Annotated in this window: 16 protein-coding genes and 1 pseudogene; 9 read left to right on the top strand and 8 right to left on the bottom strand. The window is 34.6% G+C overall.

The genetic code is table 11. The annotated features are described in order from the left end of the window. Positions 1–455: 455 nt before the first annotated feature. A complete protein-coding gene (locus ACH0BF_RS18025) occupies positions 456–1,478 on the bottom strand; it encodes a LysR family transcriptional regulator (protein WP_406909938.1) in 1,023 nt (340 codons plus the stop codon). On the opposite strand from ACH0BF_RS18025, the gene ACH0BF_RS18020 reads away from it, so the two are divergent. Together ACH0BF_RS18020 and hpt are read left to right on the top strand one after the other, a co-directional pair. Next, on the top strand, positions 1,452–2,738 hold the full coding sequence (locus ACH0BF_RS18020; RefSeq protein ID WP_406909937.1) for an NCS2 family permease: 1,287 nt from the start codon (positions 1,452–1,454) through the stop codon (positions 2,736–2,738). The genes ACH0BF_RS18025 and ACH0BF_RS18020 overlap by 27 nt on opposite strands. A 47-nt stretch (positions 2,739–2,785) precedes the next feature. Next, positions 2,786–3,307, top strand: coding sequence for a hypoxanthine phosphoribosyltransferase (gene hpt / locus ACH0BF_RS18015; protein ID WP_406909936.1), 522 nt, complete (start codon positions 2,786–2,788; stop codon positions 3,305–3,307). Positions 3,308–3,804: 497 nt separating this feature from the next. Here the strand turns inward: hpt and paiA are convergent, their stop codons facing one another. After that, positions 3,805–4,323, bottom strand: coding sequence for a spermidine/spermine N(1)-acetyltransferase (gene paiA, locus ACH0BF_RS18010; protein ID WP_340856628.1), 519 nt, complete (start codon positions 4,321–4,323; stop codon positions 3,805–3,807). Positions 4,324–4,348: 25 nt separating this feature from the next. Beyond that, positions 4,349–4,801, bottom strand: coding sequence for a MarR family winged helix-turn-helix transcriptional regulator (locus ACH0BF_RS18005; RefSeq protein ID WP_340856629.1), 453 nt, complete (start codon positions 4,799–4,801; stop codon positions 4,349–4,351). Positions 4,802–4,916: 115 nt separating this feature from the next. Between ACH0BF_RS18005 and ACH0BF_RS18000 the strand changes: the two genes are divergently transcribed. Further along, the gene (locus ACH0BF_RS18000; RefSeq protein ID WP_406909935.1) at positions 4,917–5,561 is read left to right on the top strand and encodes a YczE/YyaS/YitT family protein; all 645 of its coding nucleotides are present in this window, start codon (positions 4,917–4,919) and stop codon (positions 5,559–5,561) included. Positions 5,562–6,239: 678 nt separating this feature from the next. Next, on the top strand, positions 6,240–6,611 hold the full coding sequence (locus ACH0BF_RS17995; protein ID WP_406909934.1) for a hypothetical protein: 372 nt from the start codon (positions 6,240–6,242) through the stop codon (positions 6,609–6,611). 555 nt (positions 6,612–7,166) lie between these two features. Here ACH0BF_RS17995 and ACH0BF_RS17990 read toward each other — a convergent pair. Then, positions 7,167–7,721, bottom strand: coding sequence for an MEDS domain-containing protein (locus ACH0BF_RS17990; RefSeq protein ID WP_406909933.1), 555 nt, complete (start codon positions 7,719–7,721; stop codon positions 7,167–7,169). Between the two features lie 451 nt (positions 7,722–8,172). Next, positions 8,173–9,159, bottom strand: coding sequence for an MBL fold metallo-hydrolase (locus ACH0BF_RS17985; RefSeq protein WP_406909931.1), 987 nt, complete (start codon positions 9,157–9,159; stop codon positions 8,173–8,175). A 588-nt stretch (positions 9,160–9,747) separates the two neighbouring features. On the opposite strand from ACH0BF_RS17985, the gene ACH0BF_RS17980 reads away from it, so the two are divergent. The 5 genes from ACH0BF_RS17980 to ACH0BF_RS17960 are packed head-to-tail and all read left to right on the top strand — an operon-like array spanning position 9,748 to position 14,434. Then, positions 9,748–10,962 (top strand): M20 metallopeptidase family protein, encoded by a 1,215-nt coding sequence (locus ACH0BF_RS17980; protein ID WP_406909930.1) that lies wholly within the window; start codon positions 9,748–9,750, stop codon positions 10,960–10,962. A 27-nt stretch (positions 10,963–10,989) separates the two neighbouring features. Beyond that, positions 10,990–11,811, top strand: coding sequence for a VOC family protein (locus tag ACH0BF_RS17975; RefSeq protein ID WP_406909929.1), 822 nt, complete (start codon positions 10,990–10,992; stop codon positions 11,809–11,811). Between the two features lie 18 nt (positions 11,812–11,829). Beyond that, on the top strand, positions 11,830–12,804 hold the full coding sequence (locus ACH0BF_RS17970; protein ID WP_406909928.1) for an aliphatic sulfonate ABC transporter substrate-binding protein: 975 nt from the start codon (positions 11,830–11,832) through the stop codon (positions 12,802–12,804). Positions 12,805–12,833: 29 nt separating this feature from the next. After that, positions 12,834–13,607: an ABC transporter permease subunit gene (locus ACH0BF_RS17965; RefSeq protein WP_406909927.1), complete on the top strand. Its 774-nt coding sequence runs from the start codon at positions 12,834–12,836 to the stop codon at positions 13,605–13,607. Between the two features lie 14 nt (positions 13,608–13,621). Then, entirely contained in the window at positions 13,622–14,434 is an 813-nt protein-coding gene (locus ACH0BF_RS17960) for an ATP-binding cassette domain-containing protein (protein WP_406909925.1), read from the top strand. 371 nt (positions 14,435–14,805) lie between these two features. Here ACH0BF_RS17960 and ACH0BF_RS17955 read toward each other — a convergent pair. From ACH0BF_RS17955 to ACH0BF_RS17945, 3 genes and pseudogenes are all read right to left on the bottom strand, one after another. Further along, positions 14,806–15,249: pseudogene (locus tag ACH0BF_RS17955) on the bottom strand (recombinase family protein); the annotation flags it as partial. 585 nt (positions 15,250–15,834) lie between these two features. After that, positions 15,835–16,818: a BtrH N-terminal domain-containing protein gene (locus ACH0BF_RS17950; protein WP_406909924.1), complete on the bottom strand. Its 984-nt coding sequence runs from the start codon at positions 16,816–16,818 to the stop codon at positions 15,835–15,837. After that, positions 16,819–17,385: a PadR family transcriptional regulator gene (locus ACH0BF_RS17945; protein WP_406909923.1), complete on the bottom strand. Its 567-nt coding sequence runs from the start codon at positions 17,383–17,385 to the stop codon at positions 16,819–16,821. Between the last annotated feature and the right edge of the window lie 557 nt (positions 17,386–17,942).

The raw sequence follows: 17,942 nt of genomic DNA, 5'->3' as shown, positions 1-17,942 counted from the left end.
ATGGAATGATCAAGGGCTTTTTTGCTTAGCAAGGGATGAATTTTCTTATGGGCCATCAACCTTTTGACGGTTTTATACGCTGGGAATCATCGATTCATTAAAGGATAGTGTCAGAAAAATGCAGGTTTGCAACGTTAAGGAAACCCCGATATAAAAAGCCTAAATTCTCGGTGTTATAAGTGAGAACTTAGGCTTTAGCTGCTCCATTAAAGCGCCCGATTATTAAGGTTTGGCTTCGGTATACAGTGTATTTTCAGGTCTTGCCTTCGAGGGTTTTTATGCAAAATTCGGCGGGGATCCAATCAACCAAGCTTATATTTAAAAGTTTCATTTCTTCTTGCTAATCCGGCCCTGGCTTCGTAAAAAAACCTTTTGTGTATCCTGGGTCTTTTGTTTAGGCAGATTTCTGGATGCATATTTGAAGGAAGGGATAATCAGTTAAGGTTTTATTATAGTTATGAAAGTCTATAGTATTCCTTTATTAGCTCCATAAAGTTTTTTGCAGGTGTAGAGACATAATGATTTTCAAGAAAAATAACTCCTAAAGAAGATGCCAAGTTAGCATCATTGATCGGTATGGAATAGAGACATTTATCCCTATAGACATCCAAAACTGATTTTGGAACAATTGTTGCTCCCATGCCTCCTTTAACCATCTCCATTAAAGTGTGCATATCGGAGCACTCCGCCATTTTACTTAGTTGAAGATTTTGCCTTGAAAATGCTTCAAGAATCGTACTATAGATACCCAATCCCTCTGTACTTGGAACGATGAGAGGGATATCTGAAAGCTCTTCCAATGAAATAGTGTGTGTTTCTTTATTTGTTACGAAAAAAAAGGGCTCATTCATTAGATGATGATAGGCCAAACCCCGATGTTCAAGCGGAAGACGCACAAATGCCAATTCAATGGCCCTTGTTTTTATCATTTCTGCTAAATAAAAAGAATCATTTTGAACTATTTTTAATGAAACAAGGGGAAACTTCTTGTGGAAGGATCGGAGCATTTCTGAAAATCCTGATAGAGATAAAGTGTTGATCCCGATAGCAAGTACACCCTTTTTTCCTTCCTCTGTTTCCTGTATTTCATTTTTTATTTCTTCTGCACTATTCACAAGATGTAACGCCCTTTTGTAGAGTACACCGCCTTTATCAGTTAATTCCAGGGTCTTTCCGCTTCGTTCAAATAATTTAACCCCTAACTCCTGCTCCAATTGTTTCAACTGTATGCTTAGTGGTGGTTGAGACATATGTAGCCGAATCGCAGCAGCTGTTAAACTCTTTTCCTCAGCAATTGCAATAAAATACCGTAATTGTTTAAGGTCCATAAATGTCTCCTTGTATTTAAAAACTGTATAGTTATTATTCAAATTATATATTTTCCATATAATTGAGTCCATGTTAAGATTACTTTCATATTCATTTGACAGGAAATTAGAAAGGTGATTAATATGGAGCGCTTTTTCAAATTCAATCAATATGATACGACAATTGCAAAGGAAGTTTCTGCAGGGCTGATTTCATATATAACTGTGGCCTATATTATTATTGTCAATGCGACGATTTTGGTGGAGGCAGGAATCCCGATGGAGGCGGGAATTATTGCAACTATATTAACCAGTTTTTTTGGTTGTTTAGTCCTCGGCTTATGGAGTAATACTCCTCTTCTTATTATTCCAGGTATGGGGTTAAATGCGATGTTCACCTATACAATCGTTCAATCTGGGGGATTTACTTGGCAGGAAGCCTTAACCATGGTTTTCATTTCAGGACTGATTTTTATCGTTATTGCCTTTACACCAATGGCAAAAGTGATTACTTCCTCCATTCCTAACTCCTTGAAAGAAGCCATTACCATTGGAATTGGGATTTTACTGATTTTTATTGGCTTCGAAAATGCGGGAATTATTTCGAAATCTGAGCACACCTTGCTTGCAATTGGTGATTTAAGCAGTCCCACAGTAATCATAACGTTTATTGGTTTGATTATTACGATTATCTTATTTATTAAAAATGTACCTGGAAATCTCTTATTAAGTATTATCATTACTTCGATTTTATCAATTTGGTTAGAGGGAGATACATTTAAGGGAATGTCCCTTTCAATGCCCTCTTTTCACGAATATTTTGGAGTGTTTGGTCAAATATCGTGGGGACAAGCAGGAAATATCGTTTTCTGGCTCACTTCTATTTCCTTTGCCATGGTGATCGTATTTGAAAATATTGGGCTGATACATGGACATAGCAAAATGCTTAACCGTCCTGAAAGTAGCAAGAAATCGCTTCAGGCAACAGCCGTTTCAGTTTTATCTTCGGGTATCTTTGGCACAAGTCCCACTGTAGTATCGGTGGAGGCAGCCGCAGGAATCACAGCAGGCGGGAGAACAGGTTTAACGAGCATGGTGACAGGATTTATGTTTCTCATTTCTATTTTGTTTATACCTGTTATTAAAATTGTTCCGGCAAGTGCGGTTTCTCCAATTCTGATATTGATTGGACTTCTTATGTTGCAAAACGTAGTTCATATTCCAATGGATGACTTAACAGAGAGCATTCCAGCACTTTTAATTATCGTATTGATTCCTTTAACATATAGCATTGCAGATGGCATGGCCATTGGCTTTATTCTCTATCCGCTGATAAAGCTATTAATAGGAAAGGGCAAGGAAATTCACCCAGCTCTTTATATGATTGCCATTCTGTTTTTTAGTAATTTTGTTATTCAGTACGTATTTTAGGTGAAGGCTCAAAAACGATGAAATAATTACTAGAAGGGTGAAAAATAATGAAAGAAAATATATTATTTAGCAAAGAAGAAATTGATGGGAAGGTAAAAGAGTTAGGGGCACTTGTGTCAAATGACTACCAAAAGGAAGATAAAAATCTCCTTATTATTTCATTATTAAGAGGAAGTTTTATTTTCACGGCAGACCTAGTTCGGCACATAACGGTTCCCGTTAGAATTGAATTTATGGAAACTTCAAGCTATGGCTTTGGAAAAACTAGCAATGGAAATGTAAAGGTCTCTGACTTTTCTGTGGATATTTCCGAATATGATGTCCTTATTATAGATGATATATTGGATTCAGGACATACAATGAAAGCAGTATATAATGTTCTTAAAGAAAAAAACCCCAAAAGTTTAAAGACCTGTACATTCCTCGACAAACCATCACGTAGACAAGTTGATATTGAAGTAGATTATAAAGGATTTGTTATCGAAGACAAGTTTATAGTAGGGTATGGGCTGAACTATGGTCATCATTACCGCAATATACCTTACATTTTTGAAGTCATTGAAAAGTAATATTATGTAATTTGCTTACTTCCCTCTGTTAAAAAGTCGGTATCGAAACAGCAATGTAGCAGGGAAAGGTATCAGGCGTACACTATGTATTCAATCGTTTTTTCGTTGAATATCAATATTAATCCAGGGCAGCTCCTATAGAGTGTTGCCCCTTTTTCTGTTATCAAATATTCTCCTAATCCTTTGTCCAGCAACGGTTTAGCTGCTCCTTGAAATCCTATTCCAGTTATCAATCCCAGAAGAGCAGGTATAACGCAATTCCAGATAAGAAGGTCATAAGGACCTTTTTATAAGAAACATACATAGCAACCCCTATAAAGGTAGTTGCTATTGCTTAATCTATTCCCACTAAATATTTCAAAGACCCTTTTAACTCTAAAGGCAAATGAGTGGCAATGGGGTTTCGTTTGTCCTGCCGCGCCCATTGTGCCAAAAGAGTGTTTTTGCCCCCAAACTTCCTCTACGTTCGTGACCTTAAAATAACCTTCAAAAGAAGGTTATTTTAGTGTTTTAGTCATTATAAAGTCTATCTGTTCTTCATCACCCATATAAAAAGAGTGGGATCCAGTTTGGATAAATCCCATTTGCTTATAAAAAGCAATAGCATTTTCATTTTTTTCCCATACACCTAGCCAGATTTTCTTTTTATTATGTTCCATGGCAATTTCTATAGCTTTATTTAGCAGATATTTACCAATCCCTTGCTTCTGAAATTTTTTCTTTATATAAATCCTCTCGATTTCAAGTGATTCATCCCCCATTTCTTCAGACTGAGCATCATTCGTGTTGACCTTTAAATATCCAGCGATTTCATCATTAAAGTAAACAAAAAAGAATTGTGAAGAAATGTTGGATAATTCTTTTTCTAGTTGTTCTAACTTAAATGCCCTTTCCAAATAAGCGTTCATATTTTCGGGTGAATTCTGATGCTTAAATGTCTCATCAAATGTTTCATAACTAATTTCTTGAAGTTTACGTGAGTCTTCTAGGTTACATTTTTTTATCTTTATAGTCATTTAAATATGTCTCTCCTTTAGATCATCAATAATTTCTCTTGTTTCCCTTTTTTACAAATTCCCAGTCTTTTTCTATATTTTTTCTTACTCTTTGAAGCAGGTTGAAAATGGTTTCTATTTCTGTTTCGGAAAACCCTTCTAATGCAACGATATCAGAATAATCATGCTCTCTTTTTATAAAAGGATAAACACTTTTCCCTTTCTCTGTCGGAAAGAGCTTTTTTATTTTTTTGTTTTGTTGGTCTTCTCGCTTTTCAATAAAGCCCTTAATTTCCAGTTTCTTTATAGCGCGCGCTGCTGTTGTTCGATCTACTTTTATCATCTCAGCTAATTTTTCTTGAATGATTCCCGGGTTTTCACATACTCTCACAAGGTATAAATACTGCCCCTTTGTAAGGTCATATTCTTTAAATTCTATATTACTTATAGAATCTAATGCCCTTGCTATCATTCCAATCTCACGAAGAACTTCCTTCATAATTAACTCCTTAGTATATATTTTTGTTGCAAATGCAATAAAAATGGCATATATTAAATTTAATCTAAATTTGTTGCATTTGCAACAAAAAATAATGATAAAGAGGTCGTATAAAGTGAAATATGTTTTTTATGTATTAGGAATTTTAATATTAACTCTTGGTATTTCTTTCACTATACAATCAGACCTGGGAACTTCCCCTTTTGATGCACTGTTAGTAGGTCTGTCTATAAATGTAGGGCTTACTGTGGGAAGTTGGGAAGTCATCCTAGCTTTAATATTGATATGTTGCAATTCACTTTTAAAAGGACAAAGACCAGAAGTTTTAGGATTAGGAACTGCCCTTATAACAGGTATTGGCATTGATATGTGGCTTTTTTTATTGCACAATTTGATAACTCCTGACCTTTGGTACAGCAAGTTTATTTGTTTTGGAACCGGTCTAGTTGTTATAGGGTTAGGAACCGCAATATATCTACACACAAATTTTGCACCGATTCCAATTGACCGATTAACATTAATCATACAAGAATTAACTGGAACAAATATATTTTGGTCGAGAACATTCATTTACCTCATATTCCTGATCATGGCCTTAATTTTAAACGGACCAATTGGTGTTGGAACTTTATTAACCGTTTGTTTAGGGGGTCTGATACTTAATTGCTTTATGTCATTTACAAAAAAAGTATTAGACCGCATATTAGCACACTCCAGTACTTCACCAAATTATGATGAAAAGAAAAAGTATTCTATATAGAAGTTTTGCTTTTTAGCGAATGCTGCCCCTATTGTTTTAAAAAATCCTGCAGAAACAGGATTTTTTAATCATCTTTTATTGTAAATAATCAATTTTGCTATAACAGAACAGTTCCGTTGGTATCACCTCAATAAATATATAGCCTCATTTCTATGATAATATATTTTTCTGCAAACTCCTTAAATATGAAAATGATCAATTCTTTTCTAAACAACGCAATGAAGAGACTCTCTAAAACCTAGTATCTCCTTTTTAATAGTCATATGTAATAAATTTTAGTAACTCTTTATAACTTATAGATAGCTTGATTTCATCATATACAAATAGCTATCGTTCTGAAAAAAGATTGGTCAGAACGATAGCTTTATTTTGTTTTTCATAAAAAGTTAGATTAATTTTTAATGCCCCTATTCCTTTTATTAATAAGTTTATCATATCCTCATTATACAATTTTCCCCTAATTTCATCATTGCTGATAACTAGCAAACAATACACAGATGGTTTAAAATGGAATTAGAACAAATCAAGCAGTATGAAGGAATGGACCATGAAAAATAAATAATATGAAACTCATCAAATAAAGATTAACTATTTTTAGCTTCTTTGCTAAAGCTATAAAGTGTGGATTTCCATAACTTTGAGACTATAAATACTTATAGAGTATAAGGAGGAAAATGAGTGAAACGTCTGGGTCTTATTTTACTTACAATTATGGCATTACAAACATTGATTGGTTGTTCTTTGGTTGATAAGGGACAAGGGGCACTTGAATTAGTTACACCAACCATCACTACCGCAGATGATGCAATTGAAATTAAGGTTAGTGGCATTGATGAGAATAAAACTACCTTTATTTCTGTGGCCAACGAAACAATTTTTGAAGATACCATCGAGAATGATAAAGTATATACGTTAGACATTGGTGATATCAAAGACGCTCTCCGAACAGATTACAAACCAAAAGTACAATTACTACAAACGGATAATGACAAATCATCGGGAGACATTACCACTTTTAAACAAGTTAGATACACTGTAGAACAAGAATAGATAGATGACAAGTTTGCTATGCTTTCCGTTAATAAATATTGTCAAAAGCAATATCACAAGAACAATAAAGATAGTAGAAGCATACAAAACAATCATTAATGAATAATTGGACAGACATTGATTATTGTCGCAGTTTGGACATTTCACACTCTCATCAGCAAAATTATTTTACATACATTTAATCATCTCCCTCGTTTTCCATAGCTCTTACGGATAGTCATTATAAATTTAGCCCCCTAATGAATTGGGACACCTGCTAAGAGTGGTTTTATACTTGAAGTAACCCAATAAGGGGGCTTTCGTAACGAAAAGACAAAACAATCAGAATAACATCTAAAAAGACTCCTACAAGATGCGGCTTTGAAATAAAGTTTGATAGAGGTGAGGTCGTAAACCTGTATTTAAAAACTAGAAAAACTCCATTTTGAAAAAAGACTCATCAAAATGGAGGCACTCTCTGTAATATGTATGGAACTTTAAAAACAGTCGAAACTTTATTGAGTCCCGTGTTGCTTGTAGAATAGTGATTGGATAAAACTTCACTTTATATTGTCTTTATCTCAATTTTACTGCTTCATCATCTGTCAATGTTACCCCGTGGCATTTTATTAACAGTTCTTTTAATGATTGAGGTGTTCTCCCAGCATTATACGCACATACTGAAATAATCCCTTTTTCATTTGTTATTTTATCCACTTCTTTTTCATATTCCTCTATACATTGGTGAATTTCTTTATCTTCCCCCCATTCGATAAGTCCCCAAGTACAGATCGAAGCCCCTTTTTTTAGGAACGGTTCTATATTTTCTAAGAAATGATTGACAATCGTATGAGGATTAAAATTCTTATTAAAATAGTAAAAATCATAATTATTTATAACATGCAAGAAGGTCCATTCTTTCTTACTCAGCACTTTTTCTAACTGCTTATTTATAAGAAGAATATTTCTATCATTTTCGACGAGCAAAATGTGGTTACCGTTCCTTATTCCTGTAACTATAAAGGAAACGACATTATTTATGTAAGTTATTTCATTATTATAGAAATAACAAATATGCCCCCTTTTCACTTTTTTCAAATCTTTGATTACTTCTATAATCGAGTTTTTCATTATAATCCCTCTATGTGCATTATTATTCATTGTAGCATTTTTATCTATTTATACAAAAATTCTATATCATATATAAAGAGAAAATAAAGTGATTTAATCTTGATATAAGATCGAGCAGCTAAAATATTAGAAAAGTGCTCTCCTCCTCTTTCTTCATCCAACCACTGTTCATTTACTATGTAAAATATTTCAAATTCAAAACCCTATTACATTTTAATAATTGATTTTTGTATAAAACAAAGAAGGAGCACTATTCCATTTTCGATTACTCCTTGCTAAACTAATGCGGTCCAATAGTTTAAGTATATTTCTTCGCAATTTTTGTTTTTACTTAATCTTAGTCAAACTGTTAGAAAAAATAATAACGATGTTCAACTATCCTTCTCCGTTAAAGAAGAGATTATTACTACCAGTCGAGATTCAGCAGTTTTTCATTCGCTTCCCGCTTGATTTAGTCACGCAAGGGATATTGAGTACTCCAATCTTTCGGCTTTATGTTCCGATTCATCCATTTCACCGGTGGTGCTTGGTATGGAGCGGAAGCGATTAAATAATTATTGTGCCAGCATGCTGCTCCGGAACGAATCATCTCATCAAGCAGGATTTGAATAAACTCTTCTGGCCGAAGCTGGAAAGAGTAGCGTGCAAAATCTTGGAACCAGCCACATCTTAATAGGTCATTATCGATTTCTTCTTTTGCCAATCCGTTTTTCATGATTAATGTGAATGCAAAAATCCTCTTGCAGGCATGCCATGCAACTTTTTCTGGTGCCTTAATCCACTTATCCAACCGAGTCCTCGCTGCATCAATGGCAACCAGAGGATTATCTATTCGAGGACCATGTCCGGAGTAGGCGTGTTGGATTTGAAGCTTGGACAACCGATCCAAACTTTCCATCGATCGTTGAATAGATGCAACGCCTTCTCGAAAGATATTTAACCACCCAATATCATTTTTATGAAAAAGATCCCCGCAAATTAATATCTCTTCCTCAGGTTCATATAAAGAAATATGCCCTAACGTATGTCCCGGTGTGTGCAAGACTTTCAAGGTTCTGCTTCCTGTATGAATCTCATCATTATTTGAGAGCTTTATATTGACTTGATAAGGTTCTACAGGCTGGTCTAGCCATTCTGCACTACAGGCTTCACGGTCACAAGAATTAATTAAACCGGCGTCCCATTTATGGGCAGCAATTGTAGTTCCATAGTTTTTTTGAAGATAAAAATTGCCTCCTACGTGGTCACTATGATAGTGCGTGTTCACAACAAGATGTAACTCTTCTGGTAAAATACCTGCTTCTCTAACTAATTGTTCTGTTTCTTCCGCATCACTCCCAAAGCCAGTGTCAATCAAGATGGGGAGCTGGTCCTTAATAAGGACCATATTTGCGCTTGGAAATTTCCTTTGAAAAAAAATAATACTGGATTTCCTCATAGACGATTCCCCCTTAAACTCATTAAATTAAGTGTGATGAACGATCGCTCAGCTAATTACATTTTACATAATTCTCTGATTAATAAAAATAAAACCGCTTGACACCGGCCCCTTCCAGCACTATTCCCGCTTTTACTGACTTCCCCTTTGTGGAAGAAGTACTGCGAAATTTAGACTTCAAGTTCATCAACTTGACTGGAGGGATTTTATTTACTCTATGTCTGGCTTTTCCCTCTCTGGTCATCAATTTGATGCTGGTTTATTTTGCGGATTGTCATCGGCATGGGAGATTTTTACAAACTCGCTTTTTCATCCTCTCAAACATCATTTTTTTTGAGAGAAGTTGAAATTACCTCTTAAAATGACAGCCTTACCTATTGTCGATCCATAAAAAATAAAAACTTCATTAAACCCACTTGATTAATTGGTTTAATTGTTTTAATATCAATTAGTAATAAAGCATTATGAAAGTTCTAACTCAAGAGATATCCGATTGGTCAACCAAAGGATACAGAGATGATTGATTTTTCCATTCATTTCTGTGTCCTTTTTTATTTATTAAATTTTAGAAAACTAGGAGCATTCAATATGGTTATTCACACTAAAAATAGGTTGGTGGAAGAGTTGGAAATTGATTTTTATAAAGAACTTCAAAATGATTATGAAGAAATTGTTTCATGGAGAAGACATTTGCATCAACATCCTGAATTATCCTTTGAAGAGTCCGAAACCCCTAAATTCATTGCTGAAAAGTTACGAAGTTTTGGAATTGATGTTCGTGAACAGGTTGGAGGAAATGGTGTAATTGGCATCATTGAAGGTGTTAAACCAGGGAAAACTATCGCATTTCGAGCAGATTTTGATGCATTGCCGATTCAGGATGAAAAAAGTGTGTCCTATAAATCAACAATCGATGGAGTAATGCATGCTTGCGGCCATGATGGTCATACATCAAGCTTACTAGGAGTAGCAAAAGTATTGAGCAGCCATCGTAAACTATTGAATGGAAATATCATCTTCATCTTTCAACACGCGGAAGAGAAACCGCCCGGTGGAGCGAAGCTTATGATTGAAGATGGTGCCTTAGAGAATGTTGATGTTATTTTTGGAGGCCATTTAACAACCGATATTCCGATTGGAAAAATTGCGACAAGACAAGGGCCAATGATGGCATCTGTTGATAAATTTAAAGTTACACTGCAAGGCAAAGGAGGACACGGAGCGCGACCTCATGAAACTATTGATGCTATTACAATTGGTAGTGAACTAGTGAGTCACTTACAGCAAATCGTTAGTCGTCGCATTAATCCAGTAGAACCGGCTGTTGTAACAATAGGAAGTTTTCATGCTGGTAATGCATTTAATATTATCGCAAACACTGCAGAACTTGAAGGTACTGTCCGCACGATGAACTCTAAAGTTCGTAAACAAATAGAAGCTGAAATTCGTGCAATTCTCGAAGGGATTAAAAAGGCTGATCATGTTGACTACACATTAGATTATGAAAATGGTTATCCCGTTTTAATAAATCACAAAGAGGAAGCTACACTTATCGAAAAAATTGTAAAAGAAAACATTTCCCCTGATTCGTTCCTTGAAAAACAGATAGTTCTTGGAGCAGAAGATTATGCTTACTATTTAGAACACAAACCAGGTGCTTATTTTAATGTTGGGGCAAGGAATGATCAACCTGAGACACAATTTCCTCCTCATCACCCGCGATTCGATTTTGATGAAAAAGCCTTATTAGGACTAGGAAATGTCTTTCTAGAATTGGCGGCACATTATTTAACTTCAAAATAGACATTAATGATGGAGAGGAGAATGATTATGAGATTTCAGTTTGATCATCTCGTACATTTTGTAAACAGTCCATTAAAAGCGATAAAAGAATATAAAAAATTAGGACTATACGCAGTAGAAGGAGGCAAACATGAATACCTTGGTACATATAACTCCCTTAGTTATTTCGACTTAAGCTACATAGAGTTAATTGGTGTGTTTGACCAACAATTAGTAGAGTCAGCTGCTGATATAAAATACAGCTTAAGGAAGACATTCCAAAACGATAATTTTGTGGAAGGTTTATCAAGAATAGCTCTTCGATCAACGGATTTAGAGGCCGAAGCAAAGCGTTTTCGAAGTTTAGGGTTAGAAGTATATGGTCCTTCTCCATTAAGTAGAAGAAGACCTGATGGTAGCCTTGTTAGCTGGAAGCTATTACATGTTGGGAAAATTGGTGAAAAGCTTGAATTACCATTTTTCATAGAATGGGGCGAGAAAGATGATGAGCGTAAACAGGATTTAATAAATCGATCTGTTATCGCCGAGCATCCCAAAGGGAACATTTCGTTATCATCTGTTGCATTCGCAGTCCCAGATTTCAAGAGTGTAATTGAAAACTGGTCCAACTATTTGAACTTAAAGGCTGAAGAACCATTTGTTGATAAATCGTTAAACGCTAGCGGTCAACGATTAAAACTAGAAGGTGGGGATATAGTATTTTACAGTCCAATTGGAGATGGCATAGTCTTACAAGCTCTAAAGAATAGAGGAGAAAAGCCGTTTTTAGTTGAATTTTCAGATTCAAATCAAAAAGAAGATTTCCAAGTACTAGGTGCTATCTATAGATTTTCAAAGAAAAATAAGTAAAAAGGGAGATATATAACAATGATTGCAAAAAAATCAAAATTGGTCGTATGGCTTGTTCTATTAATGTCAGCATTACTGATAATCACTGGTTGCGGATCATCGAAAGCAAGTTCAGATAGTAAAGATACAAAAGTCATAAAAATTGGTTACCAAAAAGGCAATACACTAAATATCCTTAAGGAAAGTGGATTTTTAGAAGAAGCGTTAGAAAAAGACGGTTACAAAGTAGAGTGGAAACTATTCACACACGGGGGCACATTATTAGAAGGAATCTATGCTAAGTCTATTGATTTTGGTCACGCTGCTGATGGATCAGGGATTTTTGCTCAAGCATCTGGTAAACCTCTTGTTTATGTTGGGGCAGATGCTCCAAACCCTGAAGGTGTTGGTTTAATGGTTTTGAAAGACTCAGGGATTACATCCATTGAGCAATTAAAAGGAAAGAAAGTAGGCGTTTTAAAAGGTGGAAATCACCATTACTTAACGGTTCTTGCACTTGAATCAGTTGGTCTATCAGCTGACGATGTTCAATGGGTATATCCAGAAGATGCTGCACAAGGTCGTTCTCTTTTTGAAACAAAAGAAGTGGATGCTCTTGCTTCCTATGATCCTTTCTTTGCTGGTATAGAAACAGAACTTGACACCATTACGTTTACAGAGAATAAGGATTATGACTATCCAAACCGTACATTCTATTATGCTACCCCTGATTTTTCAAAAAATCACCCTGATGTTGTGAAAACGATTATAAAAGCTATAGATAAATCTGATCAGTGGGCAAACGAGAATAAGGATGAAGTTACAGCATCATTATCTAAAGAATTAGGTATTAATAAGAAGATTATTGCCAAAGCAGTTGAACGTCGTACGTATGGAGCAACTTCAATTACACAAGAAATAATTGATGCTCAGCAAAGGCAAGCTGACAAGTATTTTGAAATTGGGTTAATTCCTAAAAAACTTGATGTATCCAAAGATATGCCTATCCAATAATTAAAAATTGCTAAAAAGGAATGAAACAAATGACACAAACATGGTTAAACAAGTCCATACCTTGGATTATTCCAATTATACTATTGATTATTTGGGAGTTAGTCTCCTCACTAGAGCTTGTCTCAGCATCATTGTTTCCATCTCCAGTAACAGTGTTAATTAGCGGATGGGAGTTAACAGTTTCCGGTGAATTATTCCAGCATGTGCTAGCTAGTCTTTCACGTGCTGCGATTGGTATGTTAATTGGCGGGTTAATTGGTTTTATTCTTGGAATATTAAATGGACTTTCCAATATATCATTTCGTTTAACAGATACAACAATACAAATGATAAGAAATATTCCTCACTTAGCTTTATTACCTCTTGTGATTGTATGGTTAGGTATTGATGAAAGCGCAAAAATCTTTCTTGTTATATTAGGGGTTTTATTTCCCGTATATATTAACACTTATCATGGCATTCGAACTGTTGATTCAGGCTTCATCGAAATGGGGAAAATGTATAATCTAAAAGGTTGGGATTTATTTAAACATATTCTTTTCCCAGGAGCACTTCCTTCAATCTTTGTAGGCTTAAGATATGCCCTTGGTGTAATGTGGCTGACTTTAATTGTTGCAGAAACAATCCCAACAGAAGAGGGCATAGGATATTTAGCAACAAATGCTCGAGAATTTATGCAAACCGATATTATTATCTTAAGTATTGTAATATACGCCTTACTTGGCAAATTAGCCGATATTATTGCTCAAATGGGGGAAAAGAAAGCTTTAAAATGGAATGCAAACTATAATAGACAACTATAAGAGAGGTGTGAAGATTGAGCGATTTACAAGCAAAAGATTTGAAGAAAAATAAACATTCTCTCCATGATCATGCCATTCAAATTGATATTAAGAATGTAAGTAAATCTTTCGGTAACAAAAAAGTTTTAAAAGGCATACAACTAACCATTGAAAAAGGTGAGTTTATAGCAATTATCGGAAAAAGCGGGAGTGGTAAAAGTACACTTTTGAGACTAGTAGCCGGATTAGAAACACTGACCAATGGGGAGCTACTGTTTGATGAGGTTCCATCTAGTCAATCGACAGCCAATATAACAATGATGTATCAAGATTCTAGACTGTTACCTTGGAAAAAGGTAATTGAAAATGTAGGACTAGGCTTAAAAGGAAACTGGTCAGAAAAAGCAGAACGAGTTTTAGATGCAGTAGGTCTATTATCTCTAAAAGATCAATGGCCATCTATTTTATCTGGCGGTCAAAAGCAACGGGTAGCCCTTGCTCGAGCACTAATTCACGAACCATCTTTACTAATGCTCGATGAACCACTTAGTGCACTTGATGCTTTTACTAAACTAGAAATGCAAAATTTAGTCGAAAGTATTTGGGAAAGAATAGGATTCACTGCATTACTCGTTACACATGATGTTAGAGAGGCAATTCGATTAGCCGACAGGATCATCCTAATAGAAGACGGTCAAATTGCAATGGATATAAAAGTAGATGCACCAAGACCGCGCCATTTCTCTTCTAATAACCTAGCTTTGTTAGAAGAAAAAGTGCTGACTCGAATTATGACTGGAGAAACTCCGCCAAACGATATTGAAAGAAGAAAACTGTATCAGGTTTAATAAGTTACTCACACCTTATTCCAAGGCATAATAAAATTTTCAAACAAATTAAACCTACAATTAGTAGGTTTAATTTGTTTGAGATTGTGGACAAACCTAATGAACTTCGAGAGTTTATTTGCAGTCTGAAAGGGGTTCTATCCCCCTTTCTTGTTTATATGCAAAACTGGAAGTAAAGAATCACAATTTTTTTGTAAACTTCAAAACTTTATTCAAAATATCGCATCTTTTTTATAATTATCGTAACTTTATTTCAAACCCACACTTCTGGGAATTCGTTTAAGTCATATGGTGCCGCCTCAGCCGCTATTAAATTGTTATAAAGATCGATTCCGTTATTTCGAGAGAACCACTTCATTTCTTGGCTTGGTAACAGTAAGCTTTTCATTATCCAACTTGGGTCTACCTAATGTCTTCCCATGCCTTTTACTTGCTTTGAGTCCCTCCTTTACTCTCTCAGTAATAAGGTTTCTTTCTAATTCAGCAGTGACACCCATCATTTAGAACATGGCTTTGCCCGTAGAGGTTCTCGTATCTATATTTTCTTTTAAAGAAATGAATTGCCCCTCATCTCGTCTAACTGTTGAATAATATTGAGGATATCCAATGTTTTACGTCCTAAACGGAAGATGATCTCCACTACAACTGTATCGCCTTTCCTTATGATATCAAAAAGTTAATGATTCCTTTTCGATCTTTAATCGTACCAGTAAATTTCTCTTTAATTATTTTTTCACAACCATATTCATTAGCATACCAATTTGCCGATTTAAGTTTTGATTAATAGTAGACACTCGAGCATATTTCTTTCTCATTACTCGAAAAGGGCTGTAAAAAGGCAAATGTTGCTTTAAAATAAAGTTTAATCAAATTGATACTCATAACCTTGGTAAACGAACATAGAAAAGAGCGTGTTTTGAAAAAAGATTGATCAAAACACGCTCTTAATATTTTAAATTGACTCATTCTTTTATAAAAAAGTTTGCACATTTCCTTTCTATGTTAATCCACAACCGCGCCCGATTGCGGAAGAACGTTGACTAAGGTAACGCTTCATAGATGTTCTATAAAAACCCTCGATTATTGAGTAATTTTCTGTTTACTTAAATCAATTCCTATAGAATAATAACAAATTGTTTTTCCTGTTTTTTAGCATATTCTACTCCTTTATTTGTACTATTGCTAATATAACCATCTACATCAATCACAAATATTTCATCTGACATATCAATTTTCGTGTAATGCAAAAGCAATAAACACTATACTTTAAAGTTTCTTTAATTATGGGTGGGTATCTTTTCCTCCACATCTCCGGCCTATTTATTAGAAAACGCACTGTCCTCACCAATAAGTCTGAAGCCACATTTCTCTAAATTCAATCTTTTCTGGATACACTACTTTCAACTGATTTTTGATAGTTGCTTCATTGCATCATATTCTTTGTTTGATAACTCTAAAAGAAGATCGGAAGCCTGATTTAAGAATAGTAATTCATGAGTTTCTCCAGCCTTTTTGATAAGCTTAGATGTTTCCTCCCACATTGGCGCAATTTCGGTAAATAGGTTGTAGGCGTTTTGTAAAAGAGCATTATCAAATATGCTTAAACATTCTTTTAAGAAATCCCTGTAAATATTTCTAAAGAGGGAGCCTCCGGTTCCCCCACGCTCCATTAGAGTAGCTGTTAATACTAAGTCATTTTCAATATTTTTACTTCTCTCAAACCATTTATTAATCTCTACACTTGTTTTCTTAATCCCTTTATAGCCCAAATTTGTTATAGGAGGATTAGCATAAGCAATAGCGTTATTTTTGATTGCTTTTGTAATCACATCCTTTAAATTTGGTATAACCTCTTTTTTCTTGATCGTATAAGATAGATTTTTTGAAGACATTGGACCTTTTTCGCTTCTTGCCAATGCCAAAGTTTCGAGACTTGTTTTTACTAAACCACCCTGTTGTTTGGTATCAACTAGGTAGGCAATATGATCGTCATATCCATACATGGCCACATAATGGCCAGCAAAATGTACCTTATTAGTAAAATAATCTAAGTAATAACTGTCAAGCTTCAACCCTACTATAATTCCTTTATCTATATTTTGTTTAACATTTTCCCACGCCTTTTTTTGGGAAGAAGTTTCTTTTACATCCATTCGTAGATGTAAATTGTTTACAATTTTGTTAGTGAGAAGATCTGGTTTAACTCTTCCTCCAAGAAACGGAAAAGCCATGTTTTTCATGTCCCAATATATATAACCTAATCCTTCACCAATGCCAAACAACATCGCTTCAGACATTTCAATTCCTAAACTTTTCAGCAAACTTCCGGTAGCAGTAGTCTCACAGTGTTGTCCTGAAAAAGGTGAGAAATTCTCTATTAACATTTATCCATCCTCCTTATTATCACTTTTTTCCAATAAATCCGTTATTAAGATATCCATAAATTCAATTTCATTTTTAATTAATAAAAGAGGATGTCTGAATAATGCTTGTACGTGAACAGGTAATCTTATTCCACCTTGAGAATCAAATTTTTTATTAATATTTTTAGCAACTTCAGAAAGGAAAACTTTTCTTTTTTGAAGTGCTGCCAAAACTTCCTCTGTAGTTAAGAACGGAATGCCCCCAAGAGCTAAATCAAATCTATTATCCCTTTCCCTTGAAGATGATAGAGATTCCAAAGTATTTTTTTTTAGTAGTTTTACACCATTAGCTGTTACTTCAAATTTTCTTGGCATCGGTCCTTTACCTTGTTTTGTTGTATCTAGATAGGAATTTACAAGTTGTTTTTTACTTAATTTTTTTAAACCAACATAAATAGATGTAGTACCAATATCTCCCCACTCCCTATATCCTCGTTCTTTTATTAAATGGTTAATTTCATAACCAGAGACCGTCTTCTGTTCGCAGATAATCTGTAATAGCATAAATTCAACATTAGTAATTTCCATAAAATATCCTTTCGCTTTATTATACTGTATCGTAATATTACATAAGTGTAATATTAAAATCAATGAGAACGTTTAAATTAAAATGGCAATCGCTTAGCTCAAACTTACGTTTATCGTGACTTTATTTCAAAGCTATACCTTTTTGACGTTATTATCAGCAGAACAAATTTAGCAAAAATAAAAATTCCAATTAAACTTTTTGTTTCAATTTTCTTATCATTTTAAGAACTTCCTCTCTGTTTTTTGACAGTTTCATCCATGTTGGCAGTCTGCTTTTAATACTTAGATAATATAATCCAGAGGGTCTTAAATGCTTTTCAATATAATCTTCTATATCATGCAGATGTTCATAATTAAAAAACCAAATTTTATGGCTACAACATTGTGTTTAAAGATATAAAGGTAAGCCAAAATACCAATCAACTCCTAGTTTTTCATCGAACAGTTCATGGCTGAATGCCCATAGGTTATCCCATCTTCTCTTTGGATGTATATCTTTCATGAAACCACATTTGCTACACACTAATCGCTTGGATTCGTGCCCTATATCCCTTGGT

Source organism: Pseudobacillus sp. 179-B 2D1 NHS, from assembly GCF_045370945.1.
Taxonomy (GTDB): Bacteria; Bacillota; Bacilli; order Bacillales; family Domibacillaceae; genus Pseudobacillus.
Note: the sequence above shows the minus strand (reverse complement) of the source record. Positions and strands in the feature narration are given on the sequence as shown.